This is a genomic window from Paenibacillus sp. NRS-1781, assembly GCF_050467745.1.
Classification (GTDB): Bacteria; Bacillota; Bacilli; order Paenibacillales; family Paenibacillaceae; genus Paenibacillus; species Paenibacillus terrae_A.
In genome coordinates, this window is the sequence record NZ_JBITPI010000055.1 from 20,856 (window position 1) to 46,423 (window position 25,568).

19 protein-coding genes are annotated in these 25,568 nt (G+C 48.2%); 12 read left to right on the forward strand and 7 right to left on the reverse strand.

Annotated elements, in window-relative coordinates:
* Nucleotides 1-8 precede the first annotated feature (8 nt).
* The 6 genes from ACIFO6_RS20145 (at nt 9) to ACIFO6_RS20170 (ending at nt 4,998) form a co-directional block, all read left to right on the forward strand.
* Nucleotides 9-164 (forward strand): hypothetical protein, encoded by a 156-nt coding sequence (locus ACIFO6_RS20145; RefSeq protein ID WP_170970890.1) that lies wholly within the window; start codon nt 9-11, stop codon nt 162-164.
* A gap of 13 nt (nt 165-177) precedes the next feature.
* Entirely contained in the window at nt 178-954 is a 777-nt protein-coding gene (locus ACIFO6_RS20150) for a DNA and RNA helicase (protein ID WP_430043251.1), read from the forward strand.
* Between the two features lie 228 nt (nt 955-1,182).
* Nucleotides 1,183-1,956: an RNA polymerase sigma factor gene (locus ACIFO6_RS20155; protein ID WP_430043253.1), complete on the forward strand. Its 774-nt coding sequence runs from the start codon at nt 1,183-1,185 to the stop codon at nt 1,954-1,956.
* A gap of 20 nt (nt 1,957-1,976) precedes the next feature.
* Nucleotides 1,977-2,558 carry an ATP-dependent Clp endopeptidase proteolytic subunit ClpP gene (gene clpP / locus ACIFO6_RS20160; RefSeq protein ID WP_430043255.1) on the forward strand — a complete coding sequence of 194 codons (582 nt, stop codon included), beginning with the start codon at nt 1,977-1,979 and terminating at the stop codon, nt 2,556-2,558.
* Nucleotides 2,559-2,750: 192 nt separating this feature from the next.
* A complete protein-coding gene (locus ACIFO6_RS20165; protein ID WP_283652900.1) occupies nt 2,751-3,002 on the forward strand; it encodes a hypothetical protein in 252 nt (83 codons plus the stop codon).
* Nucleotides 3,003-3,399: 397 nt separating this feature from the next.
* The gene (locus ACIFO6_RS20170; RefSeq protein ID WP_430043257.1) at nt 3,400-4,998 is read left to right on the forward strand and encodes a cellulase family glycosylhydrolase; all 1,599 of its coding nucleotides are present in this window, start codon (nt 3,400-3,402) and stop codon (nt 4,996-4,998) included.
* A gap of 323 nt (nt 4,999-5,321) precedes the next feature.
* Here the strand turns inward: ACIFO6_RS20170 and ACIFO6_RS20175 are convergent, their stop codons facing one another.
* Nucleotides 5,322-6,326, reverse strand: a complete 1,005-nt coding sequence (locus ACIFO6_RS20175) for an LLM class flavin-dependent oxidoreductase (protein WP_430043258.1) — start codon at nt 6,324-6,326, stop codon at nt 5,322-5,324.
* A gap of 184 nt (nt 6,327-6,510) precedes the next feature.
* On the opposite strand from ACIFO6_RS20175, the gene ACIFO6_RS20180 reads away from it, so the two are divergent.
* Nucleotides 6,511-6,834 (forward strand): DUF3817 domain-containing protein, encoded by a 324-nt coding sequence (locus tag ACIFO6_RS20180; RefSeq protein ID WP_430043261.1) that lies wholly within the window; start codon nt 6,511-6,513, stop codon nt 6,832-6,834.
* Nucleotides 6,835-6,972: 138 nt separating this feature from the next.
* On the opposite strand, the gene ACIFO6_RS20185 is transcribed toward ACIFO6_RS20180, so the two are convergent.
* Together ACIFO6_RS20185 and ACIFO6_RS20190 are read right to left on the reverse strand one after the other, a co-directional pair.
* Entirely contained in the window at nt 6,973-7,929 is a 957-nt protein-coding gene (locus ACIFO6_RS20185; RefSeq protein ID WP_430043263.1) for an acetylxylan esterase, read from the reverse strand.
* A gap of 38 nt (nt 7,930-7,967) precedes the next feature.
* Complete coding sequence (locus tag ACIFO6_RS20190) at nt 7,968-8,231, reverse strand: YkgJ family cysteine cluster protein (protein ID WP_430043296.1); 264 nt, start codon at nt 8,229-8,231, stop codon at nt 7,968-7,970.
* 297 nt (nt 8,232-8,528) lie between these two features.
* On the opposite strand from ACIFO6_RS20190, the gene ACIFO6_RS20195 reads away from it, so the two are divergent.
* Nucleotides 8,529-8,786: a GlsB/YeaQ/YmgE family stress response membrane protein gene (locus ACIFO6_RS20195; protein ID WP_430043265.1), complete on the forward strand. Its 258-nt coding sequence runs from the start codon at nt 8,529-8,531 to the stop codon at nt 8,784-8,786.
* 106 nt (nt 8,787-8,892) lie between these two features.
* Here ACIFO6_RS20195 and ACIFO6_RS20200 read toward each other — a convergent pair whose 3' ends face one another.
* The 4 genes from ACIFO6_RS20200 to ACIFO6_RS20215 form a co-directional block, all read right to left on the reverse strand.
* On the reverse strand, nt 8,893-10,194 hold the full coding sequence (locus ACIFO6_RS20200) for an MFS transporter (protein ID WP_430043267.1): 1,302 nt from the start codon (nt 10,192-10,194) through the stop codon (nt 8,893-8,895).
* A gap of 98 nt (nt 10,195-10,292) precedes the next feature.
* Nucleotides 10,293-11,447, reverse strand: a complete 1,155-nt coding sequence (locus ACIFO6_RS20205) for an MFS transporter (protein ID WP_430043269.1) — start codon at nt 11,445-11,447, stop codon at nt 10,293-10,295.
* Nucleotides 11,448-11,740: 293 nt separating this feature from the next.
* Complete coding sequence (locus ACIFO6_RS20210) at nt 11,741-13,021, reverse strand: AAA family ATPase (RefSeq protein ID WP_430043270.1); 1,281 nt, start codon at nt 13,019-13,021, stop codon at nt 11,741-11,743.
* On the reverse strand, nt 13,022-14,479 hold the full coding sequence (locus ACIFO6_RS20215; protein WP_430043271.1) for an RtcB family protein: 1,458 nt from the start codon (nt 14,477-14,479) through the stop codon (nt 13,022-13,024). It abuts the gene before it with no gap.
* 574 nt (nt 14,480-15,053) lie between these two features.
* Between ACIFO6_RS20215 and ACIFO6_RS20220 the strand changes: the two genes are divergently transcribed.
* The 4 genes from ACIFO6_RS20220 (at nt 15,054) to ACIFO6_RS20235 (ending at nt 25,526) form a co-directional block, all read left to right on the forward strand.
* On the forward strand, nt 15,054-15,383 hold the full coding sequence (locus ACIFO6_RS20220; protein ID WP_014282840.1) for an ArsR/SmtB family transcription factor: 330 nt from the start codon (nt 15,054-15,056) through the stop codon (nt 15,381-15,383).
* A 30-nt stretch (nt 15,384-15,413) separates the two neighbouring features.
* Nucleotides 15,414-17,198: a SulP family inorganic anion transporter gene (locus ACIFO6_RS20225; protein WP_430043273.1), complete on the forward strand. Its 1,785-nt coding sequence runs from the start codon at nt 15,414-15,416 to the stop codon at nt 17,196-17,198.
* Between the two features lie 600 nt (nt 17,199-17,798).
* Entirely contained in the window at nt 17,799-19,409 is a 1,611-nt protein-coding gene (locus ACIFO6_RS20230; RefSeq protein WP_430043276.1) for a S8 family serine peptidase, read from the forward strand.
* 612 nt (nt 19,410-20,021) lie between these two features.
* The gene (locus ACIFO6_RS20235; protein WP_430043277.1) at nt 20,022-25,526 is read left to right on the forward strand and encodes a S8 family serine peptidase; all 5,505 of its coding nucleotides are present in this window, start codon (nt 20,022-20,024) and stop codon (nt 25,524-25,526) included.
* Nucleotides 25,527-25,568: the final 42 nt, after the last annotated feature.

The window sequence follows — 25,568 nt, forward strand, 5'->3', positions numbered from 1 at the left end:
GGAGCACGATGGATATACGCAGATTTTTAGAAAAGAATTTTCGCCTGTTTACTGGATTACTCGGAGGAAGTAAAGCTCAGCCCACCGATGATGGAGTTACTGTTCCGCCTCCTGCGCCCGGTGTGAATCGGCTGTCTGTTCCCCTGAATAAAGAAGAATTGTGAAAGGAGGGGAACCATGTTAACCCATATCGTTCCGAAGTTTGAGAAAGGCCGTATTCTTAAAACCGAGATGCTGGAAAATCTGCGAGATTATCCTCGCAGTTTTCTGGACATCCGGTATCAGGATTATTCGGATGGCATTATTACCGGAATGAACGTAACTGTAGCTGAGGATAGGCTGATCATCGGTAGAGGCATCGTGAAGCACAAGGACAGGCTATACCTGCTGGAGCAGGAGCAGGAAGTGCCGTATGCGGCCACGGGGCGGCTGTCGGTGTTGAAGCTGCTATTTATGGAAAAAACGAATCGACCGGATTTCACTGTTCATCATGCGGATATCGTGCTGGAGGATGAGGCCGAGATCGGATTGGATGAGCTGGAGCTGGGCAGGTTTAAGCTCAAGGATGGAGCCGTGCTTCGCTCGGACTATCAGGATTTTGCCGACATGGCTACCGAGTTCAATACATGGAGCGATATTCATGCTCCCCTTGCGGGTTTGAAGCATAGTACATTGCGCCCGGAAACGATGCGGTATTTTGCATCCGAGCTGCTTAAAAGTGGCGCAACCGATCCGATGGATTGTATGTTTGCGCTCATGTGCCTGAACCTGGAAGCCGTGGACAGAGAATCTATCCAGCATTATATCGCCAACCGAAGCGGTACGGAGTACAGGGAATATTCCCATGTGCAGCTTCACAGGCAGTTAGTTCTTATTCTGGAAGGAGCTGGACGGGGGAAGCGCACAGCAGGTCGCTGGCAAGGCGGCGGAGCCGGAAGGATGATTGTGGATTAGTCTCAAAATTCGACAAGCCTCAATATGGAAGTAGGGTGCTTTAACGTATTCATTTAAAATAAAAATTTACATATGTCCAAAAGTAAGAACAAAGTCACTGGGACTATTAGACACTCGTTTGATGAATTGAAACTTCCTTTAAACGACCGTATCCTTTTGATATGTAATTCCGTCTACCTCAATGAAACACTCAAACTCAAATGGACTGAACAAAGGGGGGCCCCAAATATGGCCTTTGTGATATCCGAACGGATGAAAAATGAATCTTCCCACTTGATGGGAAATGAACCATTCCAAAAAGTACTTCCAGCGTTGTATCGCTACTGTCTTTCGTTGACAGGCTCCACATGGGATGCGGAGGATTTGGCGCAGGCAACTTTTTTGCATATGCTGCAATCTGAGAAAAAACTGCATGAGCTGGAAAATGGCGAGGCTTATTTAATCCGTTCCGCGCGGAATCGTTGGATTGATGATATTCGCAGGCAAAATGCTCAAAAGCGCCTGCCTACGGATGGTGAAGGAGATTATACCCGAAAGTATGATGAGCCTTCTCATTGTTATGAAGAAAATTACACACCAGATTTGGAACTGGCGCTTCAATATTTAATAACACATGTATCAACATGGCAGCGGACCATCTTGGTGCTGCGGGATGTATGGGGATATACGGCGTCAGAAACGGCAGAGATGCTGAATACGACGGAAGGTGCGGTAAAAGCGGCCTTAGGCCGGGCCCGCGCTTTGCTTGCCCAGAAGCACAAAGAGGGAAATGGGCTGGAGTTTGTAGCCCTACCTGAGCATGAAGAGGAGCGGGAATGGCTTAAGGCTTATTTGGCGGCCTTTCGTGCAGGAGACGCACAACGCTGGATTGCGCTTGGCTTGAACGATATGGCTGAGCCAATAGCGATTGCCGGATCTGTGCTGTATCAGAGCTTTTATTCTTCCGGCGCTCAAATAAACTCTAATCCTTCCCATGACATGCAGGCTAGGATGGCCGCTTAACAAGAGGGGAGTTTTGGCTAATGAGCACCATTCCTTATGTCATTGAGCAAACGAGTCGCGGAGAGCGAAGCTATGATATTTATTCCCGGCTATTAAAGGATCGCATCATTATGGTATCGGGCGAGATTGAGGATCGTATGGCAAATGTCATTGTAGCGCAGCTGCTGCATCTTACGGCCGAGGACTCCGAAAAGGACATACAGATGTATATTAACAGTCCGGGCGGGTCTATTTCAGCGGGGTTTGCCATTTATGATACGATGCAATTTGTGAAAAATGATATATCTACCATTTGCACAGGCATGGCAGCGAGCTTTGGTACGATTTTGCTGACCGGAGGCACGAAGGGCAAGCGGATGGCGCTGCCCAACAGTGAGATTATGATTCACCAGCCGTTAGGCGGAGCCAAGGGCCAAGCTTCGGATGTGCTGATCTATGCCGAGCGTCTGATCAAGAGCCGGAAACAGTTGAACCGTATTTTGGCAGATCATACCGAGCAACCGCTGGAGCGTGTGGAAAAAGATACGGATAGAGACCACTTCCTTACGGCTGAGGAAGCGGTAGCATATGGCTTGGTAGATCAAATCGTAACTCGGGTCTAGCCTTTATTGAAAATGTTATGTAGTCCCTCGCTAATTCTGAAAAAAGTTCAAGGTTTGTTCATTGCAATTTCAAAACAATAGGTTTATAGTCTTAAACGGATTCAAAGGGGGGTTATCCCTTAATCCATGGGAATTCATCCTATCTGAGCTTGCGTGTGCATGCTCAAATAAGAATTAAGCGAGGGATTTACAATGAAAACCTGCTGCACCATCCAGGTAGACGAAGACAGTTTAGTTATTGATTTGCCGGAAGAAGGAACTACACTGGACTCCCTGCTCGGTGATATTGAGAGCTGTGGTGGAAGTGAAGAGCCTTGGCTGCAACTGATCGACAAGGTAATGGGCAACTCATCTGAGACTATACTGACAGGTCAAGTGACGGATGGCGGCGATACGAAGGAAGATCAGACGATCAAAAAACCTCAGGCAGCCGCTCAGGGGTAATAGGCAGACCATACGTTAATACGATATGTTTAACACAATCCGATCCACATACATGATCATGATAAGACTGCTATACCGGGCCGAAGGGCATGGGGGAGCAGTCTTTTTTTTAGGCTTTTTAGAAGGTTTAAGAACCTTTTTCATAGTGGCAAAATTCGTCAAATTTCGCAATTTTCAGGTGGGTCTTTTGTCCCGAAACCGTGACTTACTGTTCATTTTCCACCATAAAGTCGAAATGTAACATAGAACTAACTATAATAGTAGTAACATCCATATACAGGTAAGTGACACCTAATGTTGGACCTGATCCTCTTGCTGTACAAAGGAGGGGAGAAAAAAGGCGGAGAACAACGTACTGATAAGCTTATCCACTTTATAAAAAGGAAGGAATGTGTCAATGATGAAAAGGCAATGGGTCCTGTCAAGGATCGCAAAAAGAGTAGCGGTGATGTTAACTGCGGTGTTACTGTTGACGTTAACGAACGGATTTAACTGGAATGCGCAGACGGCAGAGGCTGCCGGTACAACTCCTGTGGAGCGTTACGGGCAACTTTCAGTGAAGAACGGCAAACTGGTGGATAAAAACGGGCAGCCTGTACAGCTCAAAGGGATTAGCTCTCATGGTGTCCAATGGTTTGGAGATTTGGTGAATGAGGATTCCATGAAGTGGCTGCGGGACGACTGGGGAATTTCCTTGTTCCGGGTTGCGTTGTACACCGAGGAGGACGGTTATATTGCCAATCCTTCATTAAAAAATAAAGTGAAGGAAGCGATTGAGGCAGCACAGAAGCTGGGATTATACGTTATTATTGACTGGCACATTCTCGCGGATGGTGATCCGAACATTCATAAAAATGAAGCCAAGGCTTTCTTTAATGAATTTGCAACTCAGTACGGGAATTTGCCAAACGTGATCTACGAGCTTGCCAACGAACCGAACGGGAACGTGAACTGGAACAACCAAATTCGTCCTTATGCGTTGGAGGTATCCCAGGTCATTAGGGCCAAGGACCCGGACAATATTATTATTGCGGGTACAGGCACGTGGAGCCAGGATGTACACGATGCAGCAGATAACCCACTTCCAGACAAAAATACGCTGTACACCGTGCATTTCTATGCGGGTACGCACGGACAATACCTGCGGGATCGCGTCGATTACGCGCTGAACAAGGGCGTGGGCATATTTGCTACGGAATGGGGAACCAGTGATGCTTCGGGTAACGGGGGGCCGTTCCTGAATGAGTCTAAGGTATGGACAGATTTCCTGGCTAGTCGTGGAATCAGTTGGGCAAACTGGTCGTTGGCTGATAAAAATGAAACCTCTGCTGCGCTTTTACCTGGCGCTAACCGTAAAGGGGGATGGCCTGATTCACAATTGTCGGCTTCCGGTAAATTCGTCAAACAAGCCACTCTGGAAGGCTCCAACAACAATACTGGAGGCGACAATAACGGTGGTGACAGTGGCGAAGATGGTAACAATGGTGGGAATAACGGCGGCGATAACGGCAACGGAGGAAGCACACCAGGCGGGGACGATCAAGGGATTGTGCTTCAATATCGCACCGGAGACACGAATACCAAGGATAACGCAATTCGCCCTGAATTTAATATCAAAAACACAGGAAAAACGGCTGTCAAGCTGAGTGATTTGAAAATTCGCTACTATTACACAGATGAAAGCAAACAAGGTCAGCAATTTTTTGTAGACTGGGCCAAGGTTGGAAATGAAAATGTAAAAGCAACGTTTGTAACATTGCCAGAGCCGAAGGCAAAGGCTGATAAATATGTGGAAATTTCATTTACTGATGAAATGGGTACTATTCAGCCCGGCGGGGAAAGCGGAGAAATTCAACCTCGTATCCATGCTGGGAACTGGAGCAATTTTGATGAAACCAACGATTATTCGTATGGTGCCAGCCAAACCGCCTTCGCAAACTGGGACCGTGCAACCGTTTATCAACAGGGCAAGCTGGTATGGGGTATAGAGCCTTAAGGCACAACAGGGATCATACCCGGAATGAGTAAAGAACATGGTACTTTTGGGTCCAACATTTTCAATATTGGATTATAGAGTATGCTCCTTTAGTATATGGGTACTGGAACTTTAGAAGGGCGATTTCAGAACTTTGGTTCCAGTGTTCATACTACTAAAGTACCATATGATATTCGACTTTAGTGGTGCTTGAACTACTCCATAGCACAGAGGGCTTGGTCCTAATGGACCATCCCTTAACAAAGAACCCCCATGTTTGCCATTACAGGTAGGCGGGGGTTCTTTGCGTTTCCAAATATCGGTGTTTCTAGGTTCAATCGTGTTTAAGCCAAATCAAAAGCTTTGGCCAGCAGACGATAGGACTGAACGCGCTTATCTAAGTCATGAATGGATGAGACAACTAGCAGCTCATCGGTACGATACTGCTCAGCCAAGCGTAGTAATTGCTCCTTACACTGATCGGGTGTACCGACAACGCGCCATGATGCTGACTGACGCAGTCGCTCGCGATCAAACTCCGTGTACGGATAGGACAGCGCTGTTTTCACGGATGGCAGTGAAGTCATTTCTTTGCCTTGCATAAGCAACAGGAAAAACAGGCTGGCGCTGGAAGCCAACTGCTCGGCCTCTTCTGTAGTTTCGGCGCATGACACAGTAACTGCCGCCATGGAGCGGGGCTTATCCCCCAGGATGGAAGGCTGGTACTGATCGTGGTAGCGTGCGGTAGCTTCCACCCCGCCCGGTGTGCCGAAAAATTGGGCAAAGGCATAGGATGCGCCCATCATCGCGGCTAACCTTGCACTTTCTCCACTGGAACCGAGCAGCCACAGTTCAGGAATGGTCGAAATCGTCGGTGCCGCATGAAGCCCGGCAAACCGATGGTCAGCAGGCACGGAATCATGGAAATAATCAATTAAATCCAGAATCTGTTGTGGATATTGCTCGACGGATGCGTGCTTACCTTCCTGTAAGGCACGTGTTGCCAGCGGCAAACCGCCGGGAGCACGTCCCAGACCCAGATCAATTCGACCCGGATGAAGCGCCTCCAGCAGCCGGAAATTCTCAGCGACTTTATATGCGCTGTAGTGTGGCAGCATAATACCGCCGGAGCCGACGCGAATACGTGATGTATTTGCAGCCAAATGTGCGATCAGCACCTCAGGACTGGAGTGTGCAAGCATTTTGGATGCATGATGCTCAGACACCCAATAACGGCTATACCCCAGCTTGTCGGCTTCACGCGCTAACGCAGTTGTCTGGGATAAGGCATCCTGAGCCGTACCGCCTTCAGGAATATGAGACTGGTCCAGTATACCCAGTTTAAGCATTTTGCAATCACCTCTTACACAACTGTATCAGACACAACTCATTTGGTCAAAACTTGAAGCTGGATTATTTGGAGCTGAAGCTGAATCTGAATCTGAATCTGTTGGAGTTTAGGAACCTTTTCGTTATAATGAAGGAAGTGTAGGATGAGAGAACATCCCGGCTTTTGGAAAGGGGAACGAATGTGTGTTAAGAACACCTTTGGGGCGTGTCCGACTCATGCTCTGGATTCAAGGTATAGCGTATTTGGCAATCCTATTCACCCATCAGCCGCTGCAAGCTGCGGGCATGACCCAGACAGTCATGGTGATCGGTAACATATACCGGATCAGCTTCTTGCTGCTCCTCGTCGCTTTGATCTATGGCAAAACAGCACTGAATTGGTCTCTACGGCGGCCTCTATTCATGATGTTTGCGTCCTTCATTCCTTTTGGTCTGATCATTATGGATTGGATTTGGGTGAAAAAATGGACAGGGGATTCGGCAGCAGAACAGCGAGCCGCATCGTAATATTTTAGTATACGTGGAGTGAGATTCTAGGATCTTGCTCCTTAAGCCCCTCAAACGGGACTAGCCCCGGTGCAGCAGAGAAGAGAGCATTGCGCAGATTACCGCGTGGTGTTCTTTTTTTGCGCACCGGAAACCAGTTCAATCCAATGTTAAAGCCTTCACCAAAAAATCAGCAGTTTTGCGTCTTTGAAAGCCTTCCACCCAATGTCCTGTAAATGGATAAACTTCAATCGTTTTCGGTGATTCAATGCGATTATAAGCAGCAAAAATCGTTTCCGGCATACATACGGTATCCTTGAGTCCCACCGATACCATGACAGGAATATGAATGCGAGGAGCCAGATTCATCACGTCAAAATAACTTAATGTATGTAGCACCCGCTCCAAATGCTCTGGAAATCGGTTTGCGAATTCGGCAGCCTCTGTCAGCGAGCTGGTAGAATTCATCATGCCAAAATCCATATGGCACATATTGGGGATGTCAGCCACCGTAACAGCAGCTTTATTACTCAGTGCAGCTACCATTAATGCAAGTCCACCGCCCTGGCTAGCCCCAGAGATTGCAATTTTGCTCGCATCCACATCCGACTGCTCTGCCACCCAATCTACGGCTCTGAGGGCATCTGTCGTTATCGTTTTGTAGTAGCAGGTATCCTTATCCAGGATTCCTTTCGTTACCCAGCCTTTAACCGTACCATGAGGATCATCCAGACGATCTCCTGTTTCACCACCCTGACCGCGTACATCTACGGCAAATACAGCAAAGCCAAGCATCATCCAGGACGAGTAATCCTCAGGATAGCCCTTGCCACCTGTGTAGCCATGGAAAAGGACAATACACGGCAGCTTTTGATTTCCGGCAAATTGGGGGCGTATATACCATGCATGCAGCGGCGTATCATCTATACCTTCAAAGGTAACCCGTGAGGCATGAATATGAGGATACGGCGTTACCACTGGTGTTTTGAACGCACGCACGGGTTTAGCCAGTACATCTTCCAGTGTTTTGTCCCAGAACTGCTCGATGTCCTTCGCAGCGGTCAGATCCGGTTGATACAGCTTCAATTCGGCAATTCTTTTTTCAATGAAATTCATAGTGGAAAAATCCTCCTTCATATATAGAACGAGTCTACTCAAGCTTTACCCGGTTGAGTAGACTCTTCCAATTCTCTCAGCAGCTCAAATGCTTCTTCGTTGGTGCTTCCGCACGTATCTTCATCAGCATGAAATCCACTGCATACGGCTGGCCGCTCAGGCTTGCCAAACAATCGGCAACGGTTATCCGAAGTGAGCTGGGGGCAAGGGACACCAGCCGGTTTTCCATCAGGCATGCCGGGAATAGGGGATGAAATCGTAATAGCAATACAGCACGCGGCGCATCCGACACGACACTCCAGTTGGGGTCACTCCTTATCATCTGATATTTTTGCAACGTATGCATGAAGCGACTTCAATGAAGCCATAATGTGAGGATGGCACAAAAAAAGCAGGAATACAAGGATAACTGTAATTTATACACACTTTTCACACCAGGGTTATAAATAGGCAGTTAAGCACGTAGGATGGTAACAAGCTCCTAAGTCATTGTTCTGTTCATTAGGTAATATTAACCATTTGTGCTCAATGTGTTCAAATGGAGTTCGAGTGGTTAATAATAGAACACAACGATAAAAACTTAAATGAGGTGAAGTAAAATGAGTTGGTTATGGGCATTGATTGTTGGAGGTATTATTGGTTGGTTGGCAGGAATTATCGCAGGTCGTGATGTTCCGGGTGGCGTGATTGGTAACATTATCGCTGGTTTTATCGGTGGATGGTTGGGTGGCTTGATTCTGGGCGACTGGGGTCCTGAAATCGGATCGTTCTACATTGTCCCTGCATTAATTGGTGCGATTGTGCTGGTTGTTATCGTAAGCTTGGTCTTCCGCTCCGTTGGACGGAGCAGAGGCTAACACATAATGAATTGATTCCACTAGCCCTTATAGGACATAAGGCTACAGAATGAAAAGAAGCTGCTTCCCGCAAGGTTCGCAAATGAACCTGCGGGAGCAGCTTTTTTTATTGAAACCGCCTGATATGAGGCACACATAAAACGCCCAACACGATGCACATGCCAACGGTTGAAAACAGACCGATCGTGAAGATGCCGCCAAGCTTGTCCGCCATCGCACCCACAGCCAGATAGCCTACAGGAAGTAAGGCAAAGGAAAACATTAGATCCAGACTGGCTACTCGACCAAAGGATTCGGCGGGAACCATTTCCTGAAGGCTTGTTTCCCAAATGATCGCAAATATCATAATGCCGAACCCTTCAAGCATCATGCTCATAATCAGTCCCGGCATCCAGGTGACTACAGACAACAATAATAAAGCAAGCCCGCTGACAAAAGCCCCGAGGTAAGCGAGCAGGCCGCGATGCTTCCAGTGCTTGCGCGACCCGTATACAAAGGCACCCAGCATGGCACCGACGCCGCTACTTGCCATCGCAACGCCATACACGACTGGACTGTAGCTATGATGAACCTTGAACAGCCACGGAATGAGTACTGCAATAATACCTGAGTAACAAATATTAATGAAGGAAAAAGCCAGAATCGTAATCCACAGCCACGGATGACTTTTAAGAATCGTAAAGCCCGCAATAAAATCCTTGAGAAAATGCTGACCTTCCTGATCCTGTTGTTCTGCATTTGCCTGGCGCTTACCGATGATCGAGGCCAAATGACTGCTCAGCATCCAGAAGCAGGCAAAAGATATCAGATAGGCGACAGAATCCAGACCAAAGCCGACCCCCGGTGAGGTGAAGGATACAATGAAACCGCCCAGTGGAGGGCCGAGAAGGCGGACGGCTTGAATACTAATCTGACTGAGCGCGTTAGCCGCATTGCGAATGTCCGGCGTAAATACCTGTGCGCGCAGGGCAGAATAAGCTGGATTAAAGATACCGTCCATCAATCCATATAAGGCAAGGCCAACGAACAGATACGGCAGTTTCATCCCGTCGGTAAACATCAACACCGCCGCAGCGAACATCAGCCCAAAGCGGGCAATGTTGGTGAACAGAAGCAGACGGATTCGGTCGATCCGATCCACAATCATCCCCGCAAAGGGCAGAATAAGCACGTTAGGCAGCATATAGACAGTCATTGCCAGCCCCATGATTGTAGTCGAGCCCGTCAGGGAATAGATAACCAGTGGCAAAATGACGGTGGTGACCGAGGTTCCCAGCATAGCGATCCAATGACCAAGCCACAATAGAGTGAACGCTTTGGATTGCCTTAAAGGCGAAGTGAAGGTGGCCCAGGCTGAACGTCTTCCTTCGGGTGAAGCAGAGGATAGGGTTGAATTTTGGGTTTCCATGATGCCTTCCTTTCAATCGAAGACGAGGTAAATATTACTAATCTTCATATTGAAATCTATTATACGAAACCTTGGATGTAAAGGTACAGAAAAAAGTTTTATTTCAATTTTAATGCAATCAAAAAGGTAATCAAAAGAATACAACAGCTAGCTATGAATGGAGCGAACATATTTACATCGAATAAGAATCCCGCCATAGTAGGCCCTACAATGTTCCCAATACTCATATAGGCATTATTCATACCAGCTACATAGCCTTGTTCAGTTCCGGCCCTCTTCGATAATTGTGTATTGAGGGCTGGACGAAGCAGGGCGGTGGCAAAGAAAATGCCGGAGGTCACAAGGATGATGGACCAAAAATCCGTGGCAAAAAGAAATAAGATATAAGCAAAAGAGGTGAGAAGAAGAGAACCTTTGATGACTCGTTTTTCACCAAATTTATTAATTATTTTTGCAACAAACAATGCCTGCATCCCGACTCCGATCACAGCGCCTGCGGTCAGAATAATTGAAATATGCTGCGGTGAGAACTGAAAACGGTTTGTTACATATAAACCAAGAACGGATTCAAAATTAGCGAGTCCAAAGGTCATTACCAAGACCATTACAAAGAGCATCGCATATTTTGATTTCAACGATTTCGCATACTGCTTGAATATGGATTCCTTATGAATCATTGTTGCTCGCGCTGCTTTCATTTGCTCTTTCGATAGACTTTCAGGTAAGCAAATCACTGAAAAAATAACTGCAGCTATAGCAGCTCCCGTTGCTGCGTAAAGCGGCACCCTCGTTCCATAGCCTGCAAGAAGACCACCAAGTCCAGGTCCAATGACAAAGCCGAAAGACATGGCTGCAGCTAGCAGGCTATTTCCTTTGGCTCGTTCTTCAGAAGTTGTAATATCAGCCACATATGCCATCATGGGTGGGACAATCAGGGCGGCTGCCACTCCTTCCAGAAGTCTAGAGACATACAGCATCCAAAGTGCAGCTCCAATAGCAAATATAAGTTTAGCTACAGCAAAAATAATGACACCTGCGATGATGAACACTTTTCGCCCATATCGGTCAGACAATTGTCCGGTCATTGGAGATAGCAGGAATTGTGTAATGCCATAGGCTGCCACTAATAATCCAATCGACTGTCCACTGGCTCCAAATTCGATAATCAGCTCCGGCAGGATGGGGGTAATTAAACCAACGCCCACCATAACAATGAATATATTAATCATCAGAATTACCAATATTCTTTTCATACAAAAAACCTCCTTATCCATTGGTTTCTGGATAGGAGGCAGATATATGAACAAAAAGACACACGGCTCCCGTCAAAGAAGCAATGCTCTGATCATTAATATCAAAAGCCTACACTAATCCTATCCAGAAAATTCGTAAGAACACGATTTTTTCTCTTGGTGGAATAGGATTAGTAGATCATTGGCTTAAGGTCACCCTTTCGATACTTTATTGCTTATGAGCGTAACATACGGTTCTATATACAGTCAATGATTGGAAATTGATTATGCTCATTGGCTGGTTTAAAAGGAAATCAGAAGAAGCCAACTCGTCCTTCGGCTACATTTTTTAACCAGTCCTGCTTGCGGCTCTTATCCAACTCGCCTCGCATACCTTTAATAATCAGCTCAATATCTGTTGTTCCACTTTCATGCCATTCCAGAGCGGTGCTGACATACAGCTCGCCGAGCTGGGCCAGTGAGAAGCCGTCAGTCATCGCTGCCGCCTTCTGTGTACCTGTCTCTCCTGCAAAAACAAGGAAGTTGCGCAGCTTGAGATACGCCAGTCGCAGCGCTTCGTCTGGCAGACTGATTTCATAGGCGCGGTCAAAGCGACCCGCCCGGTTCATCAGACCCGGATCAATTTTTTCGGGATAGTTGGTCGTTCCAATCAGGAAGATACCCTCCTTGGAAGTAGCACCATCCAGTGTATTCAGGAAAAAGGAACGAACCTCCTGCGGCATGGAATCAATATCCTCAATGACCAGCACCATCGGAGCCAGACGGGTAGCGGCCTCGAACACCTCTTTGACCGATTCACTGGTTGTATACTCCGTAATTTGCCAGTAGGCGGCCGGACCCGGTACGCTGCTCGCAATAGATTTGACAAGCGTCGTTTTCCCGTTGCCTGGATGGCCGTACAGCAGAATACCGCGTTTGTATGGAATATTATAAGTCTGATAGAAGGTACGATCTGCTTCAAAAAACTGATCCAGTGAACGGAAAATATCGCGCTTGATTTCCGTTTTCAAAATAACGTCATCCCGCGTAATGGCACGGGTAATCGGCTCCGAGTGCCGGGATAATCCACGGCTTGTGTCCGTAAAGACGGTGACCCGCTTCATGTTCTGCTTGCGTTCACGCCCGCGTACCCCCGCGAGGAAGCCTTGCAGCTCCTCATCGCCTGTCGCAAATACGTAATCTTCATTATATACGCCATTTTCACGGAAAAAGGGAACCCGCGCCAGCGCGATGCCCCACTTGGGATAGGCGAATACATTATTACGCATCGACAGGTGCACGCCGTATTCTGGAGTGGGCCCGTCATCGTCATATTGGATGGTACGTTCCTCCAGGCGATCAAAGACCCGTGCCACATGCTCCAGATCCGGGCTGCCTGAACGAATGTCCTCCTCCAGCAACTCCCAATACTCAATATTGGGATCGTCGCTGGCATACAGCTCATATTTTACGCCATAACGGTTATATAGGGCTTCACTGATGCCGTCGATCAGACGGGCATAAGCGGCATAGCCGGTAATTCGCCCATCCGTACGTTCATCAAATTTGTAAATAGCTGGGGTGTCTATACTCAATTATTTAGCTCCTTTCAGGGCGGCCAGCGGCTTGCATTTGGCTACAACGGCTGCGAGTCCTGCCCCGGTGACACTTTCAATAATATCATCTACATTTTTGTAGGCTTGGGGAGATTCGTCGAGAATGCTTTCCAGCGATGACTGATTGACCACAATCTCGTCGTCTGTCCCTACACCAAGTGCTCCGGCAAATTCGTCCACACTTACGAGCCGTTTGGTCGCGGAGCGTGAACGGATACGGCCCGCTCCATGGCAAATGGAGTGGAAGTTACCCTGTCCGCCCGGCAGGCCGACCATAATATAGGAGGACGTCCCCATAGAGCCGGGAATCAAGGCCGGATGTCCAGTTTCCCGGTAAGGTTTTGGATTGTCGGAATGTCCGGCTGGAAGAGCGCGGGTAGCCCCTTTACGATGCACAAACACGTTACCGTGATCCGGGTGGGACTCCTCCCAACCATAATTGTGCATCAGATCGTACAAGGTGCGCAACTCGCACTTTGTACCAAAGACATCACGGAAGGCTTCACGTACGGAATATGCGATCAAATGCCGGTTCACCACCGCATAGTTCAGCGCCGAGTACATCATATTGATGTAATGCGCAGCTTCGGGATGCTCCAGAGGGGCAAATACCAGCCTTGGATCAGAGGTGCCAAGCCCAAGGCGACCCATTGCTTTGGCAATGGCAGACGAGCTGGCTTGACTGACCGCTCCACCCCAGGCACGTGAACCGGAGTGGACCATGACGGCAACCTGACCGTCGAACATTCCCCAGGCTTCGGCTGTTTCACGGTTGTGCTCGGCAATCTCAATCGCCTGAATTTCAACGAAATGATTGCCTCCACCCAGCGTGCCGAGCTGTCGGTGAGCCCGGTGCCACGTGCGATCTTCGACGAGATTAAGTACCTCTTCATCAAATGAGAATTTACTGTGCTCCACATGGGTGAGTGAGGTTGATTTTTTAGGTGTGTAGCTGTCCGGAATATATTTATTGGGTAACCCATGCAGGCCCTTGCGTACAATATGCTCCAGCCGGATATCTGAATAATGTCCGCGCTGGTGGGCTTCCATCGGCAAATATTTATCAATGGTTTTGACCAGCTTGCGGCGCAGCTTGATTTCCTTCAAGGCATCCTTGTGCAAATTCGTCAGGTGTACGCGCATACCGCAGCCGATATCGCTGCCGACGATGGAGGGAGACACATAGCCGTCCTCCATTCCCCATACCGCAGTCGTACCAATGCAGGTTCCGATGCCTACATGTACATCTGGTGTATAGCCCATATAGCGGATACCGGGAATTTGTAAATTGTTATTAGCCATCTCGAACACCTTGTAATCCAGCGAGGAGAAAAGCTGCTGAGAAGCATATACGGTCAAATCGCCAGCCGGAAGCTTCATCAGATGGCTATAAGGTCCCTTTTCTAAGAATGAGTCTGTTGTATTTTGTATATTCATATGGTTGGATAGTTCCCTTCTTCATGTCAATGAGGATTTTGCAAAAATCCTGAAATCTAAATTACATACAAATTAAGCTTTAAAAAAGAAAATAAAAAAAGCCGCAGACTTGTCGTCTACGGCTTCCTGCACCGAAAGTGTCATTACACGTCATGATCTATACATCATTCATACGTAAAATAACCTGTTCTTCCAATAGCATTAAATACAGAAAAAAGCCTGGTTAATCACGCTGTCAGACAACGCGATGTCACCCATCATGTCGCCCGAACGGGGCCGATGAGACGAAAATTCAAATATGTGGTTTTGTCATGCTGCCTGTCTGTCACCATCATGTAAAGCTCAGTCATGTCTGTCGGCCCCCTTTTCCTAAAGTTAATTGCTATGTTAATGGAAACCTGTGGAAGCTGTCAACCCTGAACAGAGGAAGAATGGAAAGATGTGACTTTAATCATAGTGAAGTGTGAGTTAAATCATAGTTCAAATGACCCAAATTTGTTACTATCTAAATATTCAAATATTCAGAGATTGTTGATGGTTTACAGAACAATTTTTGTGAGGGGACGGAGCAAGCATGGAAGGCGATCTCCAGAAGTTTAAGGCCGACTTTTTCAAAGCATTGGCTCACCCTCTGCGCATCCGCATTCTGGAGGTGTTGAGTGAAGGGGAGCGGAACGTAAATGAGCTACAGACTGCGCTCGGTTCCGAAGGCTCTGCCGTATCGCAGCAGTTGGCCGTGTTGCGCGCCAAAAATTTGGTGAGCAGCATTAAGGAAGGCACCACGGTCGTTTACTCGTTACGGGACCCGCTTTTGACGGAACTGCTTGCGGTGGCGCGGCAAATTTTTGACAATCATCTGGTCGAAGCGATCTCGTTGCTGGAGGGTATACGGAACGAGAAGTAATGCTACTACAGAAAAGAAGGGTTACAGAGGATGAAGTGGATGGGAAGGTTCGAGGGATATAACGCAGGAGCTTTGCGAAAGGACCTGATTTCCGGAAGTATCGTGGCAATTGTGGCCATTCCGCTCGGCATGGCGTTTGCCATTGCATCAGGAGTAAAGCCGGAATACGGGCTGTATACAACCATTGTGGCAGGCGTTTTGGTTTCACTGTTGGGAGGGTCCAAATTTCAGATTGGCGGACCGACGGGCGCGTTTATTCCGATTTTGCTGGCTATTGTCATGCAGTACGGTTATGAGAATTTGCTTATAGCCGGTTTTATGGCGGGAATTATGCTCATCTTAATGGGCGTGCTGAGGCTAGGCGCGTTAATTAAGTTCATCCCCAAGCCAGTAACGATTGGCTTTACGGCGGGCATTGCCGTGACGATTTTTAGCGGTCAGATTGCTAACTTTCTTGGCTTGCGCGGAGTAGAGCGGCATGAAACGTTCCTGCCTTCTATGGCAGAGCTGATCCATCGCCTGCCTTCACTGAATGTGTACAGTATTCTGACGGCGGGCATCTGTCTTGCCGCCCTTATTCTGGTGCCTAAAAAATGGCCCAAGGTACCCGGTTCACTCGTTGGCCTGCTCTTATCCACGCTGGTGGCAGCCTGGTTTTTTCCGGGTCAGGTGGCAACGATCGGCTCCGCATACGGCGCAATTCCGGCATCTCTGCCTGAGCTGCATGTTCCAAGCGTGACCTGGGATCTGATTGTGAAGCTGCTGCCGCCCGCGCTTGTCATTGCAATGCTGGGAGCTATCGAATCCCTGCTTTCGGCGGTGGTTGCTGACGGCATGACAGGAGCCCGGCATAACAGCAATCGTGAGCTGGTCGGACAGGGTGTTGCCAACTTGCTTACACCGCTGTTTGGCGGCATTCCAGCGACGGGGGCAATTGCGCGCACTGCCACCAATATCCGCAGTGGTGCCGTGTCTCCCATGTCGGGGATTGTACACGGCTTGGTTGTGCTGCTCATTCTGGTTGTTTTTGCTCCGTATGCATCCAATATTCCGTTGGCGAGTATGGCTCCGGTGTTGATGGTGGTCGCCTGGAATATGAGCGAGCGCAAACATTTTGCACACATCCTCAAGACGCGGACAGCGGACTCTATCGTACTGGTTGTCACCTTTTTACTGACGGTATTTACGACGCTGACCACGGCTGTTGAAGTAGGTCTGATTTTGGCGGTCGTGCTGTTCGTCAAGCGTATGAGCAGTACGCTTTCAGTGGATAAGGTGTTACCCGATCCTTCTGTCAAGCATGAAAAAGTCGGCGCCCATATGGTTACAGAGCAGCATGATTGCCCGCAGGTAGCGATTTATAGTGTGGAAGGCCCTCTATTTTTTGGTGCCGCTTCGGCATTGGAAAATTCGGGGATGGGAGGTCAGGCTGGTCATAAGCAAAGGATTTTATTGGTGCGTATGGGTAAGGTTCCCTTTATGGATATGACAGGAGAGTCTAACTTTACCGCATTGATTCAGAAATATCGTAAATCCGGTGGAACGGTACTTGTTTCCGGCCTCCAGCCGCAGCCGCAGACATTACTTCACAAAACCGGATGCTACGACATGATCGGACACGAGCATTTTTTCGAGCATACAGGAGAAGCCCTCACAGCAGCCATAGCACTGGTGGATCGGGATACATGTCGCGGGTGCAGGCAGATGGCTTTTCGGGAATGCGCTGCTCTGTGCGGCAGATCGCAAGCACTATCAAAACCATCCATTTCGGATGGAGCGGTTCCGGTTCCCATACCTGTAAATAGCGGCAGATAGCTCTCTCTGAACTCTTCTATTGGAGTGCAGAACGACTGCCGAAAAATCTCTTTTATTTTTACGATTAGCAGGGCACTATCAAGAATAGCACCTGCTCGTAAAAACGGAAGAGGTTTTTTGTTTTTCGAAGAAAAAGGGAAAAAATTCAAAAAAAATGCTTGTATATCTGTTTTTATGACATTATACTAGATTCAAAAGATACCATTTGTATTATTCTTTTGTTTTAATTTGGTTTTTAATGCGTAGGTTTTAAACTCCTCGATCACTTCTGGCTCCCTACCCTACTTTTTTTCTTCACGTTTACTCTTACTTTTTCCAAAGCCATATAAGCTGAATTTTGAAAATTTACTTGGGGACGGACATAGTAGGTAGCATGGTGCTGTACAAGCGCCAGCGATGCCTTTGTCCCAACAGAACACTGTTTCTCTTGGTCCTGCACCCTTGGTTGTTCACCACAGAATCATGACCTATGGATTCCATGCTAGAATCTATATTTTTTGAAGGAGGTGATGACCAGAGTCTATTTCGTGAGCTTTTCACACGGCTGTCGGCAGGTTGTTCTTAAGAACCACAAAACCAAGTAAATGGAGATGATAAGTATTGATTAAGTCGAAAAATATCAAAAAGACGTTATCGGCTAGTTTTACAGCTATTCTTGCTTTTTCTCTGATTTCTCCAGTGTACGGAGATGCGAGCACAACCACCGTGGCAGGGGCTTCGACTATTTCCGCCAAGGTTTCAGCCAAGCTGAACCAGCAATTCAGTGACAACGAGTACGTCACCTATCTGGTCAAATTAAAAGATCAGGTAGATACAGAGTCGGTTGCCAAGCATGCTTTTCAAAAGGCTTCCGCAGACCAGATATCCCCCGCTGCCGCTAAGCTTTCTGTACGTACAACGGTTGTGAACTCTCTCATAGATACTGCTGAAAAATCTCAACAGCCTGTGGAAGAGTACTTAAAAAAGGAAGTCAATAACGGAGGCGTCAAAAAGTACAAGAGCTATTTTATTGTGAACGCACTTGCGGTAACGAGTACCAAGGAGGTATTGGATAATCTCGCCACACTTCCTGAGGTAGACAAAATTTTACCGGATGAAACACGGGAGCTGCAAAAGGTTGAAATAGATAAGGATGCCCAGACAGCAGTCGAGGAAGCGACAGCCGAACAAGCTGCTGTAGACACGGCTGTAACGGAAGAGAATGCACAAAAATCCGTGGAGGAATCCGTATATAAGGATGCTGTAACGCCGAGCAAAGCCGAATGGAATATTTCCAAAATCAAAGCACCACAGGTTTGGGCCAAAGGCATTGACGGCAAAGGGGTTGTCGTTGCCAATCTCGATACAGGCGTAGAGTACACTCACCCGGCGCTGAAAAGAAAATGGCGCGGCTTGAATGCTTCCGGTCAAGTCGTGAACCCAGAGCTGAGCTGGTATGATGCGGTTAACGGAGCATCACTGCCAACAGATGCAAATGGACATGGTACACATACGATGGGGACGAGCGTTGGCTCGGATAGTAACGGTACGAATGAAATTGGGGTTGCTCCTGGTGCCCGATGGATTGCAGTTCGAGTGTTCAATCCGAACACGACAGATTCCATTCTGCTGGACGGAGGTCAATGGCTGCTGGCTCCAGTAGACAAAAATGGCAAGAAGCATCCTGAGCTTGCACCGGATGTGGTAAATAACTCATGGGGTGGCGGAGCTGGGCAGGATGAATGGTATCGTCCTGTCACCAAAGCGTGGAGAGCGGCACAGATTTTCCCTGAGTTCTCCGCAGGCAACACGACTCTGTCAAATCCGGGCGGTCCTGGGTCTGTAGCCAATCCGGCGAATCTGCCGGAAGCCTATGCCACTGGAGCGACTGATGTCAACAACAAGCTGGCGAGCTTCTCTTTGCGTGGTCCTTCTCCATATGGCGAAGTGAAGCCTGAAATAACAGCTCCTGGCGTAAACATCCGTTCCTCTGTTCCTGGTGGAGTATATGAGGGGGGCTGGAACGGTACATCCATGGCAGGCCCGCATACAGCCGGATTAGCGGCATTGCTGCTCCAGGCCAAACCATCCTTGACAGTGGATCAACTGGAGGATGTTATTTCGAAAACAGCGACGCCGCTGACAGACAGCCAATATAAAACTTCACCGAATAACGGCTATGGATATGGCCTGATCGACGCGTTGGCTGCGGTCAATTCGGTACTTAACTAGAATGGTCTGATCGTGATTTAGAAAAACTTCGGAAATCCCTTGAAGCGGCTCGTCCAGAGATTTGCATACACCTGCTAACCGTGTAATGCAACATTAACGCAGCCGCTACAAAGGGTTTTCGTACATAGAAAATACAAAAATTATAAATTTCAAGGGAATTGCAAAAAAAATCACTTGTATATCTGATTTGATAACTTTATACTATCCATAATATATGTTTTTATATCATTTTTTAATATAAAATGTAACGATATAACATGTCGTGTTATAACATGTTCTCTCTTCGACATTCTCCTGCTTGTTCTCCTTGGTATCTGCTGAATTTCATCGCACGCTATCTTTGATTCACAAACTCATCTATGAAATACATCCACCTATGAAATAAACGCACCTTTGCAACAATCCCAAGAGCGATTTCAAATTGTACTTTCGAGCGTTGGGGATCAAGTGATGCAAAATGCTGACCTCTATATTCTATGAAGGAGGTGGTTGCCAACCCTATCATGTTGTACAGCCCGTAGATTTGATGTGCAAGGCAAGAAGGCATGAGGTCTTACTCTCGTACAGGTTATACCAGAAATATTAAACCTAGTAAAAGGAGTGGAGAAGTAATTGATTAAACCTAAACGATTTAAGAAACCACTATCTATCGGACTATCTTTGCTTATGGCCTTTTCTTTTGTTCAACCCGCTTTGGCGAATAACACACCGGACGGCTCCAAGCTGGAGTTGAAATCAGCTGCGCACAAGGTAACGACTGCAAAGGTATCCCCAAAACTGACCAAACAGTTTGAGGAGAACAACTATGTAACCTATCTGGTCAAATTAAAAGAGCAGGTAGACACGAACAAGGTTTCCAAAAATGCTCTCCAAAAGGCTTCACTTGAGAAAATAACACCCTCTGCCGCCAAAATGGCTGTCCGCAGCCATGTGATCAGCTCTCTGCGTGAAACTGCTTCAAGAACCCAATACGGGCTTGAAAATTATTTGGATAAACAATCAGAGAGCGGCGGAGTGAAGGAATATAAAAGCTACTTTATTGTCAATGCCCTGGCAGTCACAAGCACCAAGGAGGTGCTGGACCATATTTCGCAGCTGCCTGAGGTAGACAAAATTTTGCCGAATGAAACACGTTATCTGCAAAAGGTGACAGTTGACAAGCAGGCAGAGGGGACAGCCGCCAAAACTGCTGAAACAGCGACAGCAGACACGGCAAAACCTGCAACGGCAGAGAAAGCGTTAGAGCTGGAAAAGGACGATAGTAAAACATCGGCGAAGCCCGGCAATGCAGGTAAGAACGCTGTAGACCCATCTACCGTGGAATGGAATATATCACATATTAATGCACCCCAAGTATGGGAACAAGGAATCGACGGAACCGGAATCGTCGTGGCCAATCTCGATACAGGTGTAGACTATACTCATCCGGCCCTGCATCGCAAATGGCGCGGTTTGGACGCGGCAGGCAATGTCGTGAATCCCGAGCTGAGCTGGTACGATCCGCATAGTCATGCGACGCTTCCAGTCGATCAGGAAGACAGTTCCCATGGTACGCATACGATGGGAACGATGGTCGGCTCCGAGGAAAATGGAACGAATCGGGTCGGCGTTGCGCCTGGCGCGAAGTGGATTGCGGTTCGGATTTTTAATCCGGAAACGACGGATGCAATTATCCTCGATGGCGGTCAATGGCTGCTTGCGCCAAGGGATGCCCAGGGCAATCTTCATCCCGAGCTTGCACCGGACGTGGTGAACAATTCGTGGGGCGGCGGACCCGGCCTCGATGAATGGTTCCGACCTGTGGTTCAAGCATGGCGGGATGCACAGATATTCCCTGAATTCTCCGCAGGTAACACCTCACTTTCCAATCCGGGTGGCCCTGGATCGGTAGCGAATCCGGCTAACTATCCGGAATCCTTTGCCACTGGAGCAACCGATCTTAATGACAAGCTGGCCAACTTTTCACTGCTGGGACCGTCGCCATACGGTGAAGTGAAGCCCGAAGTTTCTGCACCGGGTGTAAATATTCGATCATCCGTTGCTGGCGGTGCTTATAAAGGCGGATATAACGGAACTTCCATGGCAGGCCCTCATGTAGCGGGACTTGCGGCTCTGTTGCTGCAAGCGAATCATTCGCTTACCGTGGATCAGCTGGAAGAGATTCTGGAAAATACAGCTACACCACGCACGGATAGCACATATCCGACCTCTCCGAACAATGGCTACGGACATGGTGTTATTAATGCACTGGATGCAGTCGGCTCTGTCGTTCAGGGCTTGGGCTCCGTATCCGGTAAAGTTGTAACAGGTGGAGAGGATCTGGAAGCGCCTGTTCTGGAGCATACACCGTCTGCTGCGGCATTCGAGGGCATTGACATACCTCTGACTGCTCATGTAACGGATAATGTCGGGGTGACAGCAGTTGAGGCCTTTGCCAAAACAGCGGGTACGTCAAACTATGTATATATTCCGTTGGAACGGACCTCCGGCGACAGCAAAGACGGTACATACCAAGCGTCCATCCCGACTTTCCTGGTGGATAGCGCCGGTCTGGAATACTATATTCGAGTGAATGATTACGGCAATAACGGTTTTGAAACCGAAGTGTACAAGGTTAATGTCTCCAAAGGCGTCAAACCTGGCTACACACAGGATTTTGAAAAGGATATTGCCGGTATCAATGTTGGTGGACAAGGTAGTGTCTGGAAATGGGGAACCCCGGTAAGCGGCCCCGGAAGTGCATATTCGGGAACGAAGGTCCTCGCGACCAATCTCGAAGGCAAATATGCGCCCAACTCTAACAGCTATTTCCTCGCTCCTCCGATTGATCTGACCAATAGCCCCAAAGGGGCGTTGCTCAGCTTCAAGCATTGGTACGATATCGAAAACAATTCTGATTTCGGCAAGGTGTATGTAGCCACCACCAACAATCAGAATGCATTTGAGCAGGTATTATCATTTACAGGCACCAGCAACGGCTGGAAAACACAATATCTCGATCTGCGAGCATTTGCAGGTCAGAAGGTATACCTTCTGTTCAACTTTACAAGTGATAATACAGTTGTAAAAGATGGCTGGTATATCGACGATCTGTCGCTTCAGGAGCCGGATACCGTTGCACCTGCCGCGCCAAGTCATCTGACTGCCGAAGCGGATACAGTTGGCAACGTCTCGCTGGCCTGGAATGCTTCATCCGATGAAGACGTGAAGCAGTATAAGGTGTATCGCTCCACCCAATCGGGCAGCAATTACACTTCGTTGGGTACAACCTCTGGACTGACCTTCACCGATACGATCACGGTCAGCGGCTCGACCTATCATTATGCAGTGGCGGCCGAGGATTACAGTGGTAACGAGGGAGCCAAGTCGAATGAGGCTTCACTGAGAGTAGATGTGCCGGATACGCTGTATAGCGATTCGTTTGATGGCAACTCGGATAATGGCTGGACTCATTCTGGTACCAAGGATGAATGGGAACGTGGCATCCCCACAGAAGTGGGACCAGAAAGTGCAGTATCGAGACCAAACGTATGGGCAACCGATCTCGATAGTAACTATGAGAGCGGAGCTGACTTTTCGCTGGTTTCTCCAAAAATAAATTTGAATGGTGTGCGGAACGCAACACTGACCTTCAACCACTGGTTTGAAATTGAGTCCGGCTATGACTTCGGTTATGTGGAAGTGTCCAAAAATAATGGCGACACCTGGGCCGAGCTAGGCAAATTCTCTCATAACACCAATGGGAAAAAATGGACTCCAGTTTACTACAATCTGGATAGCTATACCGGCAATGAGATTCAAATTCGCTTCCGCTTGAAATCGGATAACAGTGTGAACAAAAACGGTTGGTACATTGACGATTTCCGTGTGCTGGGCATTCCGGCCTCGACAGTGACCAAGGATGTAGTACCTGAGTCGAATATCAAACTGGAAAAAGCGGAAGAACAATTCCCGCTGTACAAAATTACAAGCACCGAAAAGAGTGAATTCCAAGAAAAAGTAAAGCCGACGGAAGCCACAGTGGACAGTGGACGTGTCGGTCTCGAAAGTCTTCCTGCCAGCGCCATAGTTACCGTACTGGAAACCGGACGTTCGGTGAAAACCGATCCGACCACAGGTAAATACAGCTTCATTCACGTAGCTGGCGATTATACGCTGAAGGCTGAAGCCTATGGCTATGAGCCGCAAACGAAGCAGGTCACGATTGAGAATAATAAAGTCATCAGAGCGAACTTTAGTCTCCAAGCGGTACCTCATGGTACGATTCACGGAGTCATTACCGATAAGCAATCCGGTGAACCGATCCGAAAAGCGAAAGTACTGGTGCTGGAGGATGCACGCATTGCTACGATAGAAACCAATGAGGCTGGAGAATTTACGCTGGATGTGCTGGAAGGGACATATACATTATCCATTGCAGCAGAAAATTATTACAGCGACAGTGTCACGGTCACAGCACCTCCGAACGGCAGTGTGGAAGCGAATGTCGCATTGAAGCCATTTATCGGCTTCCAGGGGGGCATCGCTTATGATGACGGTACTGGAGAAAATGCCAGAGCCTTTAACGCGGCAGGCAACTCCTGGGCAGTCAGAATGACACCTGAATCAGAGGTGGCTCAAGTGACAGGAGCGTCGCTTCTGTTCTGGAACTCTGCCTTCCCGAATCCGGGAGGAACGGCGTTCCAATACTCCGTCTATGATGCATCTGGTGCGACAGGCGCACCGGGACGTCTGCTGGCTGGTCCATTTGACGGTACAGCCGTTAGGGATGAGACACAGTGGACGACGGTACAATTCCCTGAACCCGTTACGGTTCAAGGCGACTTCTATATCGTCTATACGCAGCCTAGCGCAGGCACGCAGTCCCCGGGTCTTGCTACAGACGAGAGTGGACCGAATGCGCTTCGTAGCTGGCAAGGTGTAAGCGGCGCATGGAGTCAATCACCGGAGACTGAGGGCAATTACATGATCCGGGCGATGGTCAGATATCCGGTTAATGCCCCAACGATTACAACACCGACCAAGGCAACGTATACGAAGGAAGAGACAATTACCGTTACAGGTACTTCCCCGGCAGACGGGGCGGACATCCAGCTCTTTAACGGTAATGAACTGGCGGGCACAACCAAGGTGAAGGATCGCCAGTTCAGTCTGGCAGTCGATCTTCAGCCGGGTTCCAATCCACTGAGTGTTCAGGCGGCGGTATACGGCAAAGTAACAGATCGTTCCGAGCCTGTGGTCGTTATACTTGACCAGACTAAACCGGGACTGATCTTGACTTCGCCAGATGAAGGAGCCCGGACAAATGCGGGCGTCGTCAGTGTAACAGGTACGGTGTACGACGAGTTCCTCACCGACTTGACGATTAACGGGGAGCCAGCCGAATTTGGAAGCGACGGCAGCTTTAACAAGCGCTTGCTTATCAATGAAGGGGAAAATCAGATTACGGTGACTGCAAAAGATCTTGCGGAGAACGTAACGACGGTTACCCGTTCGGTGTATGTCGATACAGCCTTGCCGAAGCTGGAAAACATTAATCCTGCTAAGGATGTGCGTATCACTCCAGGGCAACCGGTGCAGGTATCCTTCGATAGTGCGTCTGGATTGGAGGCATCCTTCCGCGTGGAATTGCCCTTCAATCTGACCAGCTTGGCCCGAAACGAAATTCCGTTAAACGAAACCTCGTCAGGTCATTATGAAGGAACTTACTTCACTTCCTCTTCTCTGAGCCTGGAGGGTGGAGTCATCGTGATCCGGGTAAAGGATGCAGCAGGAAATAAAGTGGAGACGGAAGCACCCGGAAGATTGTATGTAACGAAGGGTGGAGGGCAGGACCCTGATCCGAATCCGCCGACCTCTAATGAGAAACCAGTTGCAATCATTCAGGCGAATGATTCAGCCAAGAAGAACAAGAACGTTCCGTTTAACGGAAAAGCCTCACGTGATGTAGACGGTGAAATCGTCAGCTATAGCTGGAACTTCGGCGATGGCGATACAGCGTCCGGTTCCAAGGTAAAGCATAAATTTACCACAGCCGGAACGTATACCGTGGAATTGACGGTGACGGATAATAATGGCGCAAGCGGTAAAGCTGCGCATACCATCACGATCCGTTAATAAGATGCACGGAAGGTTCCTTTTAAAATAACAACAGAAGAC

What these genes read in the sequence shown, in the direction of transcription:
- ACIFO6_RS20145 (WP_170970890.1), top strand. Translation starts at nt 9, where the DNA reads ATGGATATACGCAGATTTTTAGAAAAGAATTTTCGCCTGTTTACTGGA.
- ACIFO6_RS20150 (WP_430043251.1), top strand. Translation starts at nt 178, where the DNA reads ATGTTAACCCATATCGTTCCGAAGTTTGAGAAAGGCCGTATTCTTAAA.
- ACIFO6_RS20155 (WP_430043253.1), top strand. Translation starts at nt 1,183, where the DNA reads ATGGCCTTTGTGATATCCGAACGGATGAAAAATGAATCTTCCCACTTG.
- clpP (WP_430043255.1), top strand. Translation starts at nt 1,977, where the DNA reads ATGAGCACCATTCCTTATGTCATTGAGCAAACGAGTCGCGGAGAGCGA.
- ACIFO6_RS20165 (WP_283652900.1), top strand. Translation starts at nt 2,751, where the DNA reads ATGAAAACCTGCTGCACCATCCAGGTAGACGAAGACAGTTTAGTTATT.
- ACIFO6_RS20170 (WP_430043257.1), top strand. Translation starts at nt 3,400, where the DNA reads ATGATGAAAAGGCAATGGGTCCTGTCAAGGATCGCAAAAAGAGTAGCG.
- ACIFO6_RS20175 (WP_430043258.1), bottom strand. Translation starts at nt 6,326, where the DNA reads ATGCTTAAACTGGGTATACTGGACCAGTCTCATATTCCTGAAGGCGGT.
- ACIFO6_RS20185 (WP_430043263.1), bottom strand. Translation starts at nt 7,929, where the DNA reads ATGAATTTCATTGAAAAAAGAATTGCCGAATTGAAGCTGTATCAACCG.
- ACIFO6_RS20195 (WP_430043265.1), top strand. Translation starts at nt 8,529, where the DNA reads ATGAGTTGGTTATGGGCATTGATTGTTGGAGGTATTATTGGTTGGTTG.
- ACIFO6_RS20200 (WP_430043267.1), bottom strand. Translation starts at nt 10,194, where the DNA reads ATGGAAACCCAAAATTCAACCCTATCCTCTGCTTCACCCGAAGGAAGA.
- ACIFO6_RS20205 (WP_430043269.1), bottom strand. Translation starts at nt 11,447, where the DNA reads ATGAAAAGAATATTGGTAATTCTGATGATTAATATATTCATTGTTATG.
- ACIFO6_RS20215 (WP_430043271.1), bottom strand. Translation starts at nt 14,479, where the DNA reads ATGAATATACAAAATACAACAGACTCATTCTTAGAAAAGGGACCTTAT.
- ACIFO6_RS20220 (WP_014282840.1), top strand. Translation starts at nt 15,054, where the DNA reads ATGGAAGGCGATCTCCAGAAGTTTAAGGCCGACTTTTTCAAAGCATTG.
- ACIFO6_RS20225 (WP_430043273.1), top strand. Translation starts at nt 15,414, where the DNA reads ATGAAGTGGATGGGAAGGTTCGAGGGATATAACGCAGGAGCTTTGCGA.